Source organism: Williamsia sp. R60, from assembly GCF_054063855.1.
This window is the reverse complement of the sequence record NZ_JBSSGR010000004.1, coordinates 309,574-324,827: the sequence shown is the minus strand read 5'-3', so window position 1 is coordinate 324,827 and position 15,254 is coordinate 309,574. Positions and strand designations below refer to the sequence as shown.

The window sequence follows — 15,254 nt, the reverse complement described above, 5'->3', positions numbered from 1 at the left end:
GCTACGGCGGTCACGGTAGCGTTCGGGAGAGTGAGTGGACGCGGCCGAGCCGAGCCCGGAGCAACAGTTCACTCAGGTGATGTGAGCGAGGAGTTCTCATGCATGTTGTGGTGATGGGATGCGGTCGCGTGGGCGCGTCCATTGCCCAGGAACTGCAAGGTTCCGGGCACGATGTGTCGATCATCGACCGCGACGCCACAGCGTTTCGGCGACTTCCCGAGGATTTCGGCGGAACCAAGGTCAAGGGCGTCGGATTCGATCAGGAAGTGTTGCGCCGCGCAGGAATCGCCGAAGCCGATGCCTTCGCGGCGGTCTCCTCCGGTGACAACTCCAACATCATCGCCGCACGCGTCGCCCGCGAGACCTTCAATGTGCCCAAGGTCGTCGCCCGGATCTACGACGCCAAGCGCGCCGCGGTCTACGAACGGCTGGGCATTCCCACCGTGGCGACGGTGCCGTGGACCACTGACCGGTTCATCTCCGCGCTGGGCAGTGGCAGTGCTGACGATGTCGCCTGGACCGAACCGTCGGGCGAGGTCGCGATTGTCCAGCTCACCGTGCACGAATCGTGGGTGGGAACCTCGGTGACCCTGTTCCAGGAGAACACCGGGTCCCGGGTCAGCTTCATCAACCGACTGGGCAGGCCCGTGTTACCCAGCGCGAAATCGGTTCTCCAGCAGGATGATCAGGTGTTCGTCGCGGCCCTCACCGACAACCTCGAGGCAGTGCGCACAGTTGCCGCCGGCGTGGCCCCGGAGTTCGACTGAGTTCTGCCCGCATCACCCACCCAGTCACGAACGAGGTCTTTCGACCACAGCCCGTAGGAGAAATCATGAAGGTCGCGATCGCCGGAGCCGGCGCGGTAGGCCGTTCCATCGCACGGGAGCTGATCGCCAACGCCCACGACGTCACGTTGCTCGAGCGCAATCCTGAGCACATCGACGAGGAATCGGTACCGGGGGCACAGTGGGTCGGCGGCGATGCGTGTGAGTTGGACAACCTCGAGCGGGTTCAGCTGCAGCGGTTCGACGTGGTGATCGCGGCCACCGGAGATGACAAGGCCAACCTGGTGGTCAGCCTGCTCGCGAAAACCGAGTTCGCGGTCCACCGTGTGGTTGCCCGGGTCAACGATCCCCGCAACGAGTGGTTGTTCGACGAGGACTGGGGCGTGGATGTGGCCGTCTCCACGCCGCGGATGCTCGCCTCACTGGTCGAGGAAGCGGTATCGGTGGGTGATCTGGTCCGGCTCATGACCTTCCGGCAAGGGCAGGCCAATCTCGTCGAGATGACGCTTCCCGACAACACACCCCTGGCGGGCAAGCCCGTGAAAAAGCTGCGACTCCCCCGCGACGCCGCTCTGGTCACGATCCTGCGGGGCGGACGCGTGATCGTGCCGCTCGCCGACGACGCCGTGGAAGGCGGCGACGAGCTGATCTTCATCGTGCCCGCCGAGGCCGAAGGTCAGTTGCGCGCAGCGATCATCGAGCCGGCGGGGCCTGCCCGCTAGCCCCGTCCGGCTGCTCCGGGGCGTTGTCCTCGGACACACCGTCGACGACGCGCGTGCCGGTGCCACGGGAAGTGACTTCGTCCGGGCCCGGTCCGGCTGCGACGGCGTCCTGATCCACAGACTCTTCCTTGTGTGCCCACCGGACCAAGAAGAACGTGGCAACAACCGCAGCCGCTGTCAGCGGCCACCCCATCCCGATCCGTGCGATCGCGAGAGCGCCGGTTTCGTCGTGGTCGTAGAGGAATGACTGCACCAGGTAGCGCACACCGAAGAGGGCTGCCCAGATGGCGGTCGCGATGTCGTAGGCGATCAACGTGCGCCGATGACGACGCCAGTCGGTTCCGTTGCCGTTCAACGTGTTCCAGATCACGCCGACCAGGGGCCACCGGACGATGATGGAGACCACGAAGACACCGGCGTAGAGCAGTGTCGTCCAGATGCCGAAGAGGAAGAACCCCTTCGCATTGCCCGTGCGGTGGGCGATGAACGCGCACACCGCCACGCCGATCACACCGGAGATAGCCGGCTGAATGGGTTCACGCCGCACCAGCCGGACCAGGAAGATGACCAGCGCCGTGGCCAGGGCGGCGTAAATGGCCACCGTCAGATTCCACAGCGAGTTGGCCGGAACGAACACGAGGATCGGCACCGACGAGTAGATCAGCCCCGAGACGCCGCCCATCTGCTCCAGCAGCGTCAGCGTGGGAGCGTCGGCCTTGTCGGCGTCACCCGGGATGTCGTCGGGCGACACCCGCTCATCGCCATCTGGCTGCTGCCGATGAGCGCTGCCGTCAGCTCTCACCGAGCAACTCGTAGTACGGGTTGAACATCACCTTGTTGCCGTCGTGCTCACCGATTCGGCCGCGCACCGTCAACGTCCGCCCGGGTTCAATGCCGGGGATGCGATTGCGGCCGATGAACTTCAGGGTCACCACGTCGGTTCCGTCGAAGAACTCGGCGACGATCCCGGTCTTCATGGCCTTCGAGCAGGTCTGGACGGAGCGCAGCTCACCTTGCATGGTCACCTCGTCGCCTGCCGAACAATCGCAGGCGCGCTGTGCACCTGCTTGTTGCGACTGCTGCGAGATGTCCTCGGCATCGAGTTGATCGATGTCTTCGGTGAGCCTGCGGGTGAGGCGTTTGAGATATCCGCCTGCGGTCATTGCGCTTATGCACCCTTCGGGGACAATCGGGCTGGTGGGCACGGGGCTGTGCCTCCGCCAGAGTAGACCCCCGCACACCCGACTTCCACCCTCCACGGGAAGATCAACAGATGCGCAGTTCAGAGGGGTCGCGAACGGCCCCTACAAGTGCCGATCCGGTGGTCGTGGCGCTGCCCGGGACGGGGTCGGATGCCGACTACGCCAGACGCGCGTTCGGGTCCACGGGACTGCCGGTCGTCGCGGTGGATCCGGACGGGACCGGCCTGGTCCGGGGCTACGAGCGCGCGCTGGATCGTGCCGCCGCAGACCACACCCAGGTGATTGCGGCGGGCATCTCCATCGGTGCGTGCGTAGCGGTGCAGTGGGCGTTGTCGCATCCGGCCGCGTGCGCCGGGGTGCTCGCGGCCCTGCCCCCGTGGATCGGTTCTCCGCGCACGGCGCCTGCTGCGCACAGCGCAGCCTGGACCGCAGCGTTGATCCGCACCCACGGGTTGGAGGAGACGATCCGACAGATGTCCGCAGGCAGTCCGGCCTGGCTCTCCGCCGAGTTGGACAGATCCTGGCGGGCCGCCGGCCCGCACCTGGTGTCACAACTGGACGAGGCCGCCAACTATGTCGCCCCGACCGCGGAAATGATTGCGGGACTGCGGGTTCCACTGTCGATCGTTGCGGTGTCCGACGACCCGGTGCACCCGGCAGACGTTGCGAAGGCGTGGCACGACGCCGCCGACAGCTCGGTGTCGACCGAGATCTCGATGGCCCGATGGGGTGCGGACCCGGCGCTCCTGGGCCGCCTCGCGATCCACGGCTGGCGCGACCTCACGACCGCGCCCGGCTAGCGCTTGGGCTGATTGCGGAGCTGCTGCATGGCCGAACCGCGAGACACCGGACCCGGTTCGACCTCCGGTTCGGCCGGGGCGGGCGGCTCCGATTCGGCGGCAACGGCTTCGGCACCGCCCTGCACCATCACGTTCGCCTGCGCAGACTGGGCCTGGGCCCCCGTGTCGGGTACGGCACCCGGAACATTCTGCTGACCGGCGGCCATCTGCTGCTGTGCGGCCGCGACCTGCTCGGCCAGCACGGGTGGCAGCACGATCGCCAGCGGGGTTCGGGGTGGATGCGGTTCGTCGCCGCGGCGGACGACCGTTTCGCTGACCACAGCCCGGGCCACCTTCGACAGGCTTTCCGCACCGGCGGTCGGCGCACTGGCAACACAGCGGATCATCCAGCGCGGACCGTCGACGCCGATGAAACGATGAATGCCGCCGGGCACGGTGGCGACCACCTCACGCCCCCAGAAGCCGGTCTCGATGCTGGTCTCTGCTCCCTCGGCACGCAGGGACTCGGTCAGCTCGCCGACGACCTCGCGCCACTGCCCGCTCGATTTCGGCGCAGCGAAGGCTGCCACGGTGATCCGCCCGTGGGGCGTCACCAGATACACGGCCTGGGGTTGATGGTCGGCGGTCATCTCCACGGTGACCTGACCGCCCTCGACCACGGGCACGAGTACCGAGCCCAGATCGAGATGCGAGTTCTCGAAGCCGGCATCTGCGGCCAGATCGCCTATGTCGTAAGGGCCTTCACCGCTACCGATGACCTTCGGTTCGACATCGGGCTCAGATGCCGCACCGCGGGCGCGGCGGCCACGCCCGATTCCCTTGTCCCGTGCCATGGTTCAGACTCCCTTCGGCTGCGAGGCCCCCAACATCGCGTGGCCCCCACTCGATCCGTGTCCGCCTGCGCCCCGGCTCGTCTCGTCCAGTTCGTCGACCTCCACGAAGTCGAGCAGCTCGACCTTCTGGACCAGCAGCTGGGCGATCCGGTCGCCCCTGGCGATCGTGATCGCATCGTGCGGATCCAGATTGATCAGGCACACCTTGATCTCACCGCGATATCCCGAGTCGACAGTTCCCGGTGTGTTGACGATCGACAGTCCCGCGCGGGCGGCCAGGCCCGAGCGCGGGTGGATCAGTCCCACCGTGCCCATCGGCAACGCTATCGAGATGCCGGTCGGCACCAAGGCGCGATGACCGGGTTCGAGCACCACGTCGATCGTGCTCGAGAGGTCCACACCCGCATCACCCGGATGGGCCCGCATGGGTAGATCGATGCCCGGATCGAGACGCCTGACGGCGACGAACGGTGCATCGGCGGGGGTGCTGCCAGCGTTGGTTGCCACACCGGAAGACTACGCTGGGGACGTGCCACCTCTTCCATCACCCGACCCTGCCGGTGACGCTGCCGGCACCCGCCCGACCCCATCCGAGGGGACCCATGACGAGCGGCTGCGCGTACCTGCCTGGTGGTGGCTGTTGGGCGTCGCGTTGATCGCATTGCTCGGGTACGAGGTGCAATTGGCCTTGCATCAGAGCTCGCTGAGCTGGATCGCGTACGCGGTCCTCACCCCGCTGGTCTTCTGGGGTCTGTGGTCGATGGGGCGCACACGCGTGCGGGTGGCCGACGGTGAATTGTGGGCCCACAATGCCCATCTGCCAATCGAGGTGATCGACCGGGCCGCCGTGATCCCCGCCGCTGCGAAGAGCGCCGCACTGGGCCGGCAGCTCGATCCGGCCGCATTCCTGGTTCACAAGTTCTGGGTGAAGACGATGGTCTTGTTGGTTCTCGACGACCCCGACGACCCCACGCCCTACTGGCTCGTCAGTACGCGACACCCAGAAAAGCTGGTGGCCGCGCTGGGATTACCAGACGCGGCCACCGAAGCCTCGGACCCGGGGTAGTCGAACCCGCCGGCGATCATCGCCGTCCGCCACACCGTGGTCGCGGACGGCGTTGTGTCAAGCGCAGTCGACGCAGATACGCGAGTTACCGTTCTCGGTCGCGAGTCGGCTGCGGTGGTACACGAGGAAGCAGCTGGTGCAGGTGAACTCGTCCGCCTGCTTCGGGATGACCCGCACCGAGAGTTCTTCACCCGACAGGTCGGCCCCGGGGAGTTCGAACGACTCGGCGGTGTCGCCTTCGTCGATGTCGACGGAGGCGGCTTGCGCCTCGCTCCGCCGCGCTTTCAGTTCTTCGAGGGAGTCCTCGGATACCTCGTCGGATTCAGTGCGCCTCGGCGCATCGTAATCAGTTGCCATCATTCCGCCTTAAAATAGAAGCGCCTGCGACTTTCAGGTTCCCGATGTGTGCAGGTTCCAAAAGTCCCAACAAGCCGCGTACTTCCCCATCTGCAAAGTTCCGCGACGATGCCCCTTGGACAACGAGCCATCGATCAGTATTCGTTGCCGAACAGGAGCATGATTTCTGTGATTTTCGCCACAGTTGGTGGATAGCCTCTTTTTGGGCTGTCCAACCGAGGCGGCCGAAGCCTAGCCCAGCCGTTGCTCAGAGTCAACAACAACGGTTGCGCGAGAACATTCCCGTCGAAAGCCGCGTGCCGCCACGATGCGCGACGCGGCCCAGATCTCCTGCGTGTCCAGCTGCGCGGCGTCACGGTGTGTACCGACTACAGTTGACTCGCCCCACAACTGCGCGCGGAAGGCACCTGAGAACCCGTGGTTTCCCAGATCACCTACGGCTACCCCACCGACGATCGCGGTCGTCCCTTCCGGCGACGCCGCTACCTCCCGGCAATCATCGCCGCGGTGGTGCTTGCACTCATCGCTGCGGTGGTGTGGGCCGGTGCGCTGTCTTCGTCCGACACGCAGGCGACCCCGACCGATTGTCCGCAACCTCAGTCCCCGTCGGCCGCTCCCGAGGGGCCCACACCCGTGGTGGGTACACCGGCCGCCACCGACGAGATGCTGCAGGTTCCGCCCGCCGCGTTGAGCAGTTTTCAGATCCGGGTCCTCAACGCGACGGACGAACAGGGCATGGCGCAGACCATCCTCGACGACCTCACCGCCCTCGGATTCCAGGCCGCGCCGGAAAATGCTTACGGAGACGATCCCCTCTATCCGGATCGCAATCTCGATTGTTTCGGGCAGATCCGGTTCGGCGAAGGCGGCAAGGCCGCCGCTGCGGCACTGTGGATCGCGGCGCCGTGCACGCAGTTGATCAACGACGGACGCCCAGGAACCGACGTCGACCTCGCACTCGGCAACCACTACGGCGAGAGTGAACAGAATCAGGACGCGCTCGCCGTCCTCGACACGCTGCGGGTGGCCAATCCTTCGGACCCGAACACCGGAGCCGACCCTGCAGTGGTGGCAGCGGTCCACGACTCCCCCTGCTGATCACCGACCCGCCCGCTGTCGGCCGTAGACCGGATCTAGTCCGGGATCGGCTCCAGGGCACCCAGCCGCGCCAGCAACCCGCCCAATTCGTCGGCGATACCCGGAGCCATGGCCAGGGTGACGTTGCCCGCTGCGCTCCGTGAGGTGGCGTCGGGGATCGTCACCACGGCGCCCGCCTCTTCGGCGATCAGCGATCCGGCCGCCCAATCCCACGGGCTCAGGCCGTGTTCGAAATGTGCGTCCACCGCCCCGCTTGCCACCATGCAGAGATCGAGTGCGGCCGAACCGATCCTGCGGACGTCGCGGATGTGTGGCAGCAATGCGGAGATCAACTCGCCCTGGACCCGTCTACGCGCCGATCCGTAGCCGAAACCGGTGGCCACCAGAGCGAGCCCGACCTTGTCGATGGGGTTCGTCCGGAGCCGGACCGGACCCGAGCCATCGTCCGAATACGCGCCCTCGCCACGAGTGGCGGAGTAGGTGGTGCCGCGGACGACGTCGACAACAGCTCCGGCGACCGTGCGCCCGTTCACCTGAGCGCCCACCGAGACCGAGTACGCAGGAATGCCGTATAGGAAGTTGACCGTGCCGTCGATGGGGTCGATGACCCACCGGACACCGGAAGGAACCTCGACCGAGCCACCCTCTTCTTCACCGAGCACGGCATCGCCCGGACGCAGCGACGCGAGCAGCCCGCGGACCAGGCTCTCGGACTCGGTGTCGACGATCGTGACCGGATCGGTGTCAGTACTCTTTGTCGACACCGATTGCGGTGCATCGGTTTTCGTGACACCAGACCCGAAGACCTCGGGCCTTCGGGTGCGCACGTGCTGTGCTGCCTGTTCGGCAACCTGGATCGCCACCGCGGTCAGGTCGGCCGGCTCGAGTTCCGCCATTGCTACATGTGAGCACACCCCTGGCCGAAACGACGGGGCGACCCGGTGAACCGAACGCGAACAGATCCGCCCGACGTCGCGCAGAACCCTTGCGTGCTGACTAGCCTGAACAACGGCGGGCCGGTTGGTGTCACCGCCGTGTCGAGCCGAAGGAGCCGTTCTCGTGTCCAGTGAACCCGGGGTGTCCACCGAGTCGTTACCAGAGTCGAACAAGCTGGGGTTCGGCGTCGATGTCGGCGGATCGGGGATCAAGGGCGGGATCGTCGATCTGACCACCGGGCAGCTGGTCGGCGATCGATTCAAGGTCTTGACCCCGCAGCCGGCCACCCCTGAGGCCGTTGCCGGCGGCATCCGCGAAGTCGTCGGGCACTTTGATTGGAAGGGCCCCGTCGGCGTCACCCTGCCCTGCGTCATCACCGGAGGCGTCGCACGCACCGCCGCCAACGTCGACAAGGGCTGGATCGGCACGGACGTCTACAAGCTGCTCGGCGCCGAACTGGGTGACCGACAGCTGTCGGTGCTCAACGACGCCGACGCGGCCGGCATGGCCGAAGACCGGTACGGCGCGGGCAAGGACTACAAGGGCGTGGTGATGCTGTTGACGTTCGGTACCGGCATCGGCTCGGCGATCATGTTCGGCGGCACGCTCATCCCGAACACCGAACTCGGCCACATGGAGGTCGGTGGCAAAGAGGCCGAACACCGGGCGTCGTCGAAGGTGAAGGAAGACAACGACCTGTCCTACTCCAAGTGGGCCGAGGAGGTGTCCGTCGTGCTGTCGGCGTACGAGGCACTGTTCTGGCCCGAGGTCTTCATCGCGGGCGGCGGGATCAGCCGAAAGGCGCACAAATGGATTCCTCATCTGACCAACCAGACACCCGTTGTACCGGCCACTTTGCAGAACACCGCCGGGATTGTGGGCGCCGCTATGGCGGTGGAGGCGGGGTTGCGACCCTAGGTGCCGTTACAATGGCATTCGACTGGCTGTACGCCGGTTCCCCCCAAGCCCCCAGCTTCGCCGAGTGACATCTCGGCGGGACACCGTCTCCGCGGCGAAACCCACCGGTTTCGGTGTCACGGAGATAGCCCGAAAGGTCGTACGTGGCAGCCACGAAAACCCGCCAAACCGAACCGGATACCGAGCAGTCGGAATCGGAGTCGGTGACCGCGTCGCGGGCGCGCAAGGCACCCGCAAAGAAAGCAGCCGCCAAGAAGACAGCCGCCAAGAAGGCCCCGGCGAAAAAAGCCCCGGCCAAGAAGGCAGGCGCAAAACGCGCGACCAAGAAGGTCGACGGCGCGCCTGATGGCGACATCATCGAAGGCGACGGTCTCGAACCGGATCCCTCGATCGATGACATCGACGTACCCGAGGGCGAACTGACCGACGACGATGTTGTGGTCGTGGTCGACGACGACACTGTCGAGGCCGGAGTCGTCGCACCGGGTAAGGGCAAGGCCAAGAAGGCCGACGAGGATGTCGAAGAACCGTCCGAGACCGACAAGGCCTCCGGTGACTTCGTGTGGGACGAAGACGAGTCCGAGGCATTGCGGCAGGCCCGCAAGGACGCCGAGCTCACCGCGTCCGCCGACTCGGTCCGCGCGTACCTCAAGCAGATCGGCAAGGTTGCTCTCCTCAACGCCGAAGAGGAGGTCGAACTCGCCAAGCGCATCGAGGCCGGCCTGTTCGCCACCGAACGCATGCGGCGGATCACCGAGTCCGGAGAAAAACTCACCGTCGCTCAGCGTCGCGATCTGTCGTGGATCTCACGCGACGGTGGCCGCGCCAAGAACCACCTGCTCGAGGCCAACCTCCGTCTCGTGGTCTCCCTAGCCAAGCGGTACACAGGCCGCGGAATGGCATTCCTGGACCTGATCCAGGAGGGCAACCTCGGCCTCATCCGTGCGGTGGAGAAGTTCGACTACACCAAGGGCTACAAGTTCTCGACGTACGCCACGTGGTGGATCCGTCAGGCGATCACCCGGGCCATGGCCGACCAGGCGCGCACCATCCGCATCCCGGTGCACATGGTCGAGGTCATCAACAAGCTCGGGCGCATCCAGCGCGAACTCCTGCAGGACCTGGGTCGTGAACCCACTCCTGAAGAGCTCGCCAAGGAGATGGACATCACGCCCGAGAAGGTGCTGGAGATCCAGCAGTACGCGCGCGAGCCCATCTCGCTCGATCAGACCATCGGCGACGAAGGTGACAGCCAGCTCGGTGACTTCATCGAGGATTCCGAAGCAGTCGTGGCCGTTGACGCCGTGTCGTTCACCTTGCTGCAGGACCAGCTCCAATCGGTGCTCGAGACACTGTCCGAGCGCGAAGCCGGTGTTGTCCGCCTGCGATTCGGCCTGACCGACGGGCAGCCACGCACCCTGGACGAGATCGGCCAGGTCTACGGGGTCACCCGCGAGCGCATCCGCCAGATCGAGTCGAAGACCATGTCGAAGCTGCGCCACCCGTCACGGTCGCAGGTCCTGCGCGACTACCTCGATTAGGGACCGATCGCCCGCATCATCCATGCGATGAGTTCATTGCGGACTTGCGTTCGGTTGGTCTCGTTCAGGATCTCGTGTCGGGCGCCGGGGAACACCCGGACGGTGACGTCGATGAGCCCGGCAGACCGGTAATGAGCTGCCAGCTGATCGACCAGTGCTCCCCCGCCACCGACCGGATCCTGATCACCCACCGCGATCAGGATCGGTAGGTCGCGGCGCATCATTCGGACGAGCGCGGGATCGGCAAGTCTGCGGGCCCCGGTGAACATCTCACGGGTTGCCGTTGCATCGATGCCGAAACCGCACAGCGGGTCGGCGACGTAGTCATCGACGATGTCGGTGTCCCTCGACAGCCAGTCGAAGTCGGTTCGTGCCGGGGCGAAGGGTGCGTTGAACATCGACAGGTCCAATTCGCTTTCGAAGTCGAGTGCGGGTTCGAGGGCGTCCAGGGCCGCTGTCCCGCTCAGTACCACGGCGTCCACGTCGTCGCTGTGCTCGAGTAGGTACTGCTGCGTGGCGAATGACCCCATGCTGTGAGCGATCACCATCAGAGGCAACTCCGGAATCTCGTTCTTCGCCACATCGATCAGTCGCCCCACGTCGGCCACCAGGGCATTCCAGCCGTCTGGTCCGAGATCGCCGGGGAGGCGGCCGGGAAGTACCGACGAACCGTGCCCGCGATGGTCGTAGCCGACCACGGCGAAGCCGTCAGCGGTCAAGGCGTGGGCGGTGTCCTCGTACCGGCGAACGTGCTCACCCATGCCGTGTACCAGCAACACGGTCGCCACCGGCTTTCCCGCAGGCTCCCACCGCGAGCCGGACAACACTGCGCCGTGGACCGATTCGACAACGAATTCAGACGGCATCTCGGATCCTTCCGGCCGGGTTTTCTGCGCTCGCGTCGAGAGCGCACGTCAGCAGTCTGAATGATCATCGGGGGTAAATCCGGGTTTCTGCGAGGCCCGGCGCCCTCTGCTGTGCTTCCATATCCGCATGTTCGGTGTGTTGAGCCCATGCGTGGCGCATTTGGATGAAGAGTTGGGCGCGCAGTGGCGTGCGCACTTGTGTGGTGTGTGTTTGACGTTGAGGTCCACTCACGGACAGTTGTCACGGTTGACAACCAATACCGATGCGGTGGTGGTGTCGGTTCTTGTCGATGCGCAGCGTGAGTCGGCGCCGGAGCTGGTGTCGGCAGGTCGGTGTGCGTTGAGGGGTATGCGTGGGGCGCAGGTGGTCTCGGCGAGTGATGTCAGTGTGCGGTTGGGGGCGACGGCGTCGCTGACGTTGGCCTCGGCCAAAGCTGCTGATGTGGTGGCGGAGCGGGCGGCGGGGGTGGCGTCGCCATCCGCGGTGCGGGCCGAGGGTGCACGGTGGGCGGAGCCGCGGCTGCGGTCTCGGGCATTGGCGGATGCGCCGGTCTCGGCTGCGATGGGTGGTGGGGAGTTGTTGACGCAGCTGGGTGCTCAGGCGCAGGTGGAGTCGGGGTCGGTGTCGTTGGGGGAGATCACCGAGAATGCAGCGTCCGCTGGTGCCGCAGTCTTCGCAGCGACGGCGGAATTGGCGGGAGTGCCGGGCAACCGGGAGGTGTTGGCGGGCATCGGTCGCGATTTCGGACGGTGTGCTCATTTGCTGGATGCGGTGGAGGATCTCGAGCGTGATCGAGCAGGTGGGGACTTCAATCCGTTGATCGCAACGGGAACCACTGTGGAGTTCGCGCGCACAGAGTGCGTGCGGTTGGTGGATGCGATCAGGGTGGCGCTTGACGGGGTGCGGTTGCGCGATGACCGGTTGCTGCGGATGTTGTTGATCGGTGGATTGAACCGTGCGCTGGTACGCGTCTTCGGTCCTGGTCCCGATGCCGTGTTCACCAGCCCCGGACAGCGTCGTCAGCCGCAACTGCCGCCGTTCTACAAGCGGGTCCTGCCGTGGATGGGCGTGTACTGCACCGGCTACGCCTGCTGCGCGGACCACACCAATCCGTGCAACGGACGCCGGCACCAAGCCGCATGCAACGGGTGCGACTGCTGCAACGTCTGTGATTGCTGCGACTGCTGATCAACCGGCCCGGACATCGGCCAACGACCAGAGCGGTCCGACAAGTAGCCAGACAACCGTGATCACCCCCAGCGTGGGGAAGACGCCGTACAAGCCACGTGCCTGATCGCCGTCCGCTACGGTCCAGGCCAGCAGGAGAACCGCGGCGATAGACACGGCGGCAGCACAGATCCACCGTCCGAACATCTCCACCTCGTGCCGAAAGGCGTTCCTGCCCTTTGAATGTCGGGCCAGAGGCGGCGGCCCGTCGGCAAACCAGTGCGCGAACCTGACATCGGCCCACCCGATCAGGTAATGGGCGAACGCTACGGTCACCCCCAGGTATATACCGGCAAGGCGATGCACCGTCTCGACCTCGCTCCCCCGCTGCAAGTCCACTGCGACCGCACCGAGCAGAACCACGTCGAGCAGGGGCAGCAGAGCCAGCACGATGATCGAGGCACGTTGTCGGTGCAGGAGATATCGAACCGCCAGTGCACCGAAGACGACCACCCAGAAACCGACTTCACAACCGACGATCACACCGAGAACAGGCGATTCCATACCGACGAGTCTCGGTCGGTGGCCGCAACCGACACATCGGCCACGAGATCGAGAAAGAGTCATCACTTGGGACGACGACCGCGGTCAGCCGATGTGTTGTCATGGTGGGGTGCAAGGAGGCGCCGCGATGACAAAGCTCACCATCGACCCGGACCGCCGGCGCGATGTCGCGGTGGCCGTGGCATTTTTCGTTCTGGGCATCGCGCTCTACGTCGGCGACCTGCGCTACTTCTTCGGCGGTGAGCCACTTGTCTCTGTCGTCCCGGAGTGGGTCCCATACGTCGCACTCGCCCTTGCGTGCGCTTTCCAATCGCTGCGGTCGACCCGCCCGGACATCGCTCTCGGCGGATGCCTAGCCGTCATGGTGGTCGATGCGTTCGCCGGCCCCACGATCGCGGTGTGGATCGTGTACTCCGATGTCGTCTACTCCGTCGCGAGGTACGGTTCCGCCCAGACCCGGCGGGCCATGTTGCTGGCGAACTGGCTGATCGCCGCGGTCGCCCTGACCACGGCGATCGCGGGTTCCGGTGACTGGCGGATCGCCTTGATGGTCATGCTGCTGGTGACCGCACTGATCGCCTCCCCCGCCTCCTACGGCCACGCGATCAGGCAACATCAGATCGCAGCCGACAGCGAACGCGCCAGGGCTCAGGCGACCGAGGAACTGGCCGTCCGGGAACAGGAGGCCGCGATCGCCCAGGAACGCCGACAGCTGGCGCGCGATCTCCACGACGTGATCGCGGGCCATTTGTCGGGCATCGCACTACAGACTGCAGCGGCCCTGGAGACCACCGACCCGGCAACCCGCGAGACAGTGCTGCGTACCGTGCGCGCAAGCAGCGTCGACGCGCTCGGCGAGATGCGCACGATGATCGAATTGCTTTCCGGGAGCGACGATGTCGATCCTCCGGCCACCGCGACCTTGGCCCGGGTGGACCGGTTGATCGACGCCGCACGGGCCGCCGGCTCTCCCGTGCGGGCGACGATCGTCCACTCACGCCTGGCCCCGGCCACCGACATCGCCGCCTTCCGCATCATCCAGCAGGCCATCACCAACGCGACGGTCCACAGTCCCGGCAGCGCCATCGAGATCGATGTGCAGCAAGATGATTCGTCTCTGACGATCGCGGTGACGAACCCGGTACCAGACGGAACCACGGCAGCCCTGCCGGACGCCGGCCACGGCATCACGAACATGAGGATGCGCGCGTCGTCGGTGGGCGGCGTGCTCGAAGTGTCTGTCTCACAAGGACGATGGCGAGTGTCCGCGCAGTTGCCGACCATTGTCCTCGACACCACCGCCAGCGTATCGACCACGTCGGCAGGGTCCCGATGATCCGGGTCGTGATCGCGGACGACCATGCCGCCATCCGCGCGGGGCTCCGCCTCATGCTTGACGGCGTGAACGACATCGAGGTCGTCGGCGAGGCCGTCGACGGAGATGACGCCGTCCGGCTCGTCGCAGAACTCCACCCAGACGTGGTGCTGATGGACATCCGCATGCCGGGCACCGACGGGATCGCGGCCACCGCTCTCATCGGCGCCACCCACGACGCCAACGTGCTGATCCTCACCACCTTCGACATCGACGACTATCTCTTCGCGGCGCTGCGCGCCGGAGCGGCCGGGTTCATGCTCAAGACCGCTACCGCAACAGAACTGGTGTCGGCCGTCACGGCGGTGGCGCGCGGGGACGCTGCCCTTGCCCCCGAAGTGACTCGCCGGGTCATCGAACGGTTCACCGACCACCCGTCGCCGCGGCCGGCGTCCGAACCCGATCGTGTCGTGGCACGCGGGCTGGCCGAGCTGACCGAACGCGAACGCGACGTGTTGGCGGCACTGGGACGCGGACTGTCGAACGCGCAAATCGCCTCGGAGTTGTTCATCGGGGAGACGACGGTCAAGACTCACGTGTCACGGGTACTGACCAAACTCGGGCTCCAGTCCCGTGTGCAGGCCGCGATCATCGCCCGCGAACACGGTGTCGTCAGACCCGACGGCACGCGTTGACCACTCCAGACCCGGCGGTCAGTTGAGTTGTGGATATCGACCGGAGTCATCTATCTCGTACCGTTCCACTCCGACGACCGCGCTTGTCGGCAGAGTGTCGTAGAGGTGCGGGAACTGCGTTCCGTCATCACTCGGCGGGTCGCCGTCTTCCCATACGATCTCGCCACCCACGCGTTGTGGATCGATGCTCAAGAGCACGAGATCGGAATGATCTCGGTAGAGCAGATTGGCCGGGATGTGGACTTGGGTGCGTTCAGAGAGGTGCACGAACCCCTGCTGCGTCAGCGACTCCGGTTCCAGGACGCCACTCGTACGCGCCTCGAGCCAGTCGGATATCGAGCACAGATGAACCAGGTGGACGCCGTCACTCACCCTTACCAGCCTGCCG

At 65.8% G+C, this 15,254-nt stretch carries 19 protein-coding genes; 10 read left to right on the top strand and 9 right to left on the bottom strand.

Annotation, left to right across the window (positions count from 1 at the left end; translation table 11 throughout):
• The first annotated feature begins 98 nt into the window (after positions 1-98).
• Both ACVWY6_RS20460 and ACVWY6_RS20455 read left to right on the top strand, forming a co-directional pair.
• The gene (locus ACVWY6_RS20460) at positions 99-767 is read left to right on the top strand and encodes a potassium channel family protein (protein WP_023959586.1); all 669 of its coding nucleotides are present in this window, start codon (positions 99-101) and stop codon (positions 765-767) included.
• Positions 768-832: 65 nt separating this feature from the next.
• The gene (locus ACVWY6_RS20455; protein ID WP_030163327.1) at positions 833-1,507 is read left to right on the top strand and encodes a potassium channel family protein; all 675 of its coding nucleotides are present in this window, start codon (positions 833-835) and stop codon (positions 1,505-1,507) included.
• Here the strand turns inward: ACVWY6_RS20455 and ACVWY6_RS20450 are convergent.
• A complete protein-coding gene (locus ACVWY6_RS20450) occupies positions 1,479-2,189 on the bottom strand; it encodes a DUF3159 domain-containing protein (RefSeq protein WP_457541166.1) in 711 nt (236 codons plus the stop codon). The genes ACVWY6_RS20455 and ACVWY6_RS20450 overlap by 29 nt on opposite strands.
• A gap of 109 nt (positions 2,190-2,298) precedes the next feature.
• Positions 2,299-2,670: an OB-fold nucleic acid binding domain-containing protein gene (locus ACVWY6_RS20445; RefSeq protein ID WP_023959592.1), complete on the bottom strand. Its 372-nt coding sequence runs from the start codon at positions 2,668-2,670 to the stop codon at positions 2,299-2,301.
• Between the two features lie 110 nt (positions 2,671-2,780).
• On the opposite strand from ACVWY6_RS20445, the gene ACVWY6_RS20440 reads away from it, so the two are divergent.
• Positions 2,781-3,509 (top strand): alpha/beta fold hydrolase, encoded by a 729-nt coding sequence (locus ACVWY6_RS20440; protein WP_457540580.1) that lies wholly within the window; start codon positions 2,781-2,783, stop codon positions 3,507-3,509.
• Here the strand turns inward: ACVWY6_RS20440 and ACVWY6_RS20435 are convergent.
• Both ACVWY6_RS20435 and dut read right to left on the bottom strand, forming a co-directional pair.
• A complete protein-coding gene (locus tag ACVWY6_RS20435; protein ID WP_457540578.1) occupies positions 3,506-4,342 on the bottom strand; it encodes a DUF3710 domain-containing protein in 837 nt (278 codons plus the stop codon). The genes ACVWY6_RS20440 and ACVWY6_RS20435 overlap by 4 nt on opposite strands.
• A 3-nt stretch (positions 4,343-4,345) precedes the next feature.
• On the bottom strand, positions 4,346-4,849 hold the full coding sequence (gene dut, locus ACVWY6_RS20430; protein WP_457540576.1) for a dUTP diphosphatase: 504 nt from the start codon (positions 4,847-4,849) through the stop codon (positions 4,346-4,348).
• 22 nt (positions 4,850-4,871) lie between these two features.
• On the opposite strand from dut, the gene ACVWY6_RS20425 reads away from it, so the two are divergent.
• Entirely contained in the window at positions 4,872-5,408 is a 537-nt protein-coding gene (locus ACVWY6_RS20425; protein WP_235189574.1) for a DUF3093 domain-containing protein, read from the top strand.
• Positions 5,409-5,465: 57 nt separating this feature from the next.
• Here the strand turns inward: ACVWY6_RS20425 and ACVWY6_RS20420 are convergent, their stop codons facing one another.
• Positions 5,466-5,765, bottom strand: a complete 300-nt coding sequence (locus ACVWY6_RS20420) for a DUF4193 domain-containing protein (protein ID WP_030163338.1) — start codon at positions 5,763-5,765, stop codon at positions 5,466-5,468.
• Positions 5,766-6,182: 417 nt separating this feature from the next.
• Here ACVWY6_RS20420 and cei point away from each other — a divergent pair, with 417 nt between their 5' ends.
• Complete coding sequence (cei, locus tag ACVWY6_RS20415; RefSeq protein WP_023959604.1) at positions 6,183-6,863, top strand: envelope integrity protein Cei; 681 nt, start codon at positions 6,183-6,185, stop codon at positions 6,861-6,863.
• A 35-nt stretch (positions 6,864-6,898) separates the two neighbouring features.
• Here cei and ACVWY6_RS20410 read toward each other — a convergent pair whose 3' ends face one another.
• Positions 6,899-7,759 (bottom strand): inositol monophosphatase family protein, encoded by an 861-nt coding sequence (locus tag ACVWY6_RS20410; RefSeq protein ID WP_062797924.1) that lies wholly within the window; start codon positions 7,757-7,759, stop codon positions 6,899-6,901.
• 163 nt (positions 7,760-7,922) lie between these two features.
• Here ACVWY6_RS20410 and ppgK point away from each other — a divergent pair, with 163 nt between their 5' ends.
• Both ppgK and ACVWY6_RS20400 read left to right on the top strand, forming a co-directional pair.
• A complete protein-coding gene (gene ppgK, locus ACVWY6_RS20405) occupies positions 7,923-8,717 on the top strand; it encodes a polyphosphate--glucose phosphotransferase (protein ID WP_030163340.1) in 795 nt (264 codons plus the stop codon).
• A 143-nt stretch (positions 8,718-8,860) separates the two neighbouring features.
• Positions 8,861-10,258 carry an RNA polymerase sigma factor gene (locus tag ACVWY6_RS20400; RefSeq protein WP_023959608.1) on the top strand — a complete coding sequence of 466 codons (1,398 nt, stop codon included), beginning with the start codon at positions 8,861-8,863 and terminating at the stop codon, positions 10,256-10,258.
• On the opposite strand, the gene ACVWY6_RS20395 is transcribed toward ACVWY6_RS20400, so the two are convergent.
• Positions 10,255-11,124, bottom strand: coding sequence for an alpha/beta hydrolase (locus tag ACVWY6_RS20395; protein WP_457540574.1), 870 nt, complete (start codon positions 11,122-11,124; stop codon positions 10,255-10,257). The two genes, ACVWY6_RS20400 and ACVWY6_RS20395, sit on opposite strands and share 4 nt — an antisense overlap.
• Positions 11,125-11,251: 127 nt before the next feature.
• Here ACVWY6_RS20395 and ACVWY6_RS20390 point away from each other — a divergent pair, with 127 nt between their 5' ends.
• Positions 11,252-12,313, top strand: coding sequence for a DUF5685 family protein (locus ACVWY6_RS20390; RefSeq protein WP_457540573.1), 1,062 nt, complete (start codon positions 11,252-11,254; stop codon positions 12,311-12,313).
• Here the strand turns inward: ACVWY6_RS20390 and ACVWY6_RS20385 are convergent, their stop codons facing one another.
• Positions 12,314-12,856 (bottom strand): hypothetical protein, encoded by a 543-nt coding sequence (locus ACVWY6_RS20385; protein ID WP_457540571.1) that lies wholly within the window; start codon positions 12,854-12,856, stop codon positions 12,314-12,316.
• A gap of 127 nt (positions 12,857-12,983) precedes the next feature.
• Here ACVWY6_RS20385 and ACVWY6_RS20380 point away from each other — a divergent pair, with 127 nt between their 5' ends.
• Positions 12,984-14,192 carry a sensor histidine kinase gene (locus tag ACVWY6_RS20380; protein ID WP_023959616.1) on the top strand — a complete coding sequence of 403 codons (1,209 nt, stop codon included), beginning with the start codon at positions 12,984-12,986 and terminating at the stop codon, positions 14,190-14,192.
• Positions 14,189-14,866, top strand: coding sequence for a response regulator (locus tag ACVWY6_RS20375; RefSeq protein WP_116915444.1), 678 nt, complete (start codon positions 14,189-14,191; stop codon positions 14,864-14,866). The genes ACVWY6_RS20380 and ACVWY6_RS20375 overlap by 4 nt, the downstream gene beginning before the upstream one ends.
• Positions 14,867-14,884: 18 nt before the next feature.
• Here the strand turns inward: ACVWY6_RS20375 and ACVWY6_RS20370 are convergent, their stop codons facing one another.
• The gene (locus tag ACVWY6_RS20370; RefSeq protein ID WP_400730419.1) at positions 14,885-15,238 is read right to left on the bottom strand and encodes a DUF952 domain-containing protein; all 354 of its coding nucleotides are present in this window, start codon (positions 15,236-15,238) and stop codon (positions 14,885-14,887) included.
• Between the last annotated feature and the right edge of the window lie 16 nt (positions 15,239-15,254).

Excerpts from the sequence above, each read along its gene's own strand:
- ACVWY6_RS20390 (WP_457540573.1), top strand. The coding sequence starts at position 11,252 with ATGTTCGGTGTGTTGAGCCCATGCGTGGCGCATTTGGATGAAGAGTTG.
- ACVWY6_RS20460 (WP_023959586.1), top strand. The coding sequence starts at position 99 with ATGCATGTTGTGGTGATGGGATGCGGTCGCGTGGGCGCGTCCATTGCC.
- ACVWY6_RS20385 (WP_457540571.1), bottom strand. The coding sequence starts at position 12,856 with ATGGAATCGCCTGTTCTCGGTGTGATCGTCGGTTGTGAAGTCGGTTTC.
- ACVWY6_RS20435 (WP_457540578.1), bottom strand. The coding sequence starts at position 4,342 with ATGGCACGGGACAAGGGAATCGGGCGTGGCCGCCGCGCCCGCGGTGCG.
- ACVWY6_RS20420 (WP_030163338.1), bottom strand. The coding sequence starts at position 5,765 with ATGGCAACTGATTACGATGCGCCGAGGCGCACTGAATCCGACGAGGTA.
- ACVWY6_RS20395 (WP_457540574.1), bottom strand. The coding sequence starts at position 11,124 with ATGCCGTCTGAATTCGTTGTCGAATCGGTCCACGGCGCAGTGTTGTCC.
- ACVWY6_RS20380 (WP_023959616.1), top strand. The coding sequence starts at position 12,984 with ATGACAAAGCTCACCATCGACCCGGACCGCCGGCGCGATGTCGCGGTG.
- ACVWY6_RS20445 (WP_023959592.1), bottom strand. The coding sequence starts at position 2,670 with ATGACCGCAGGCGGATATCTCAAACGCCTCACCCGCAGGCTCACCGAA.
- ACVWY6_RS20455 (WP_030163327.1), top strand. The coding sequence starts at position 833 with ATGAAGGTCGCGATCGCCGGAGCCGGCGCGGTAGGCCGTTCCATCGCA.
- ACVWY6_RS20410 (WP_062797924.1), bottom strand. The coding sequence starts at position 7,759 with ATGGCGGAACTCGAGCCGGCCGACCTGACCGCGGTGGCGATCCAGGTT.
- ACVWY6_RS20450 (WP_457541166.1), bottom strand. The coding sequence starts at position 2,189 with ATGGGCGGCGTCTCGGGGCTGATCTACTCGTCGGTGCCGATCCTCGTG.
- ACVWY6_RS20375 (WP_116915444.1), top strand. The coding sequence starts at position 14,189 with ATGATCCGGGTCGTGATCGCGGACGACCATGCCGCCATCCGCGCGGGG.
- ACVWY6_RS20440 (WP_457540580.1), top strand. The coding sequence starts at position 2,781 with ATGCGCAGTTCAGAGGGGTCGCGAACGGCCCCTACAAGTGCCGATCCG.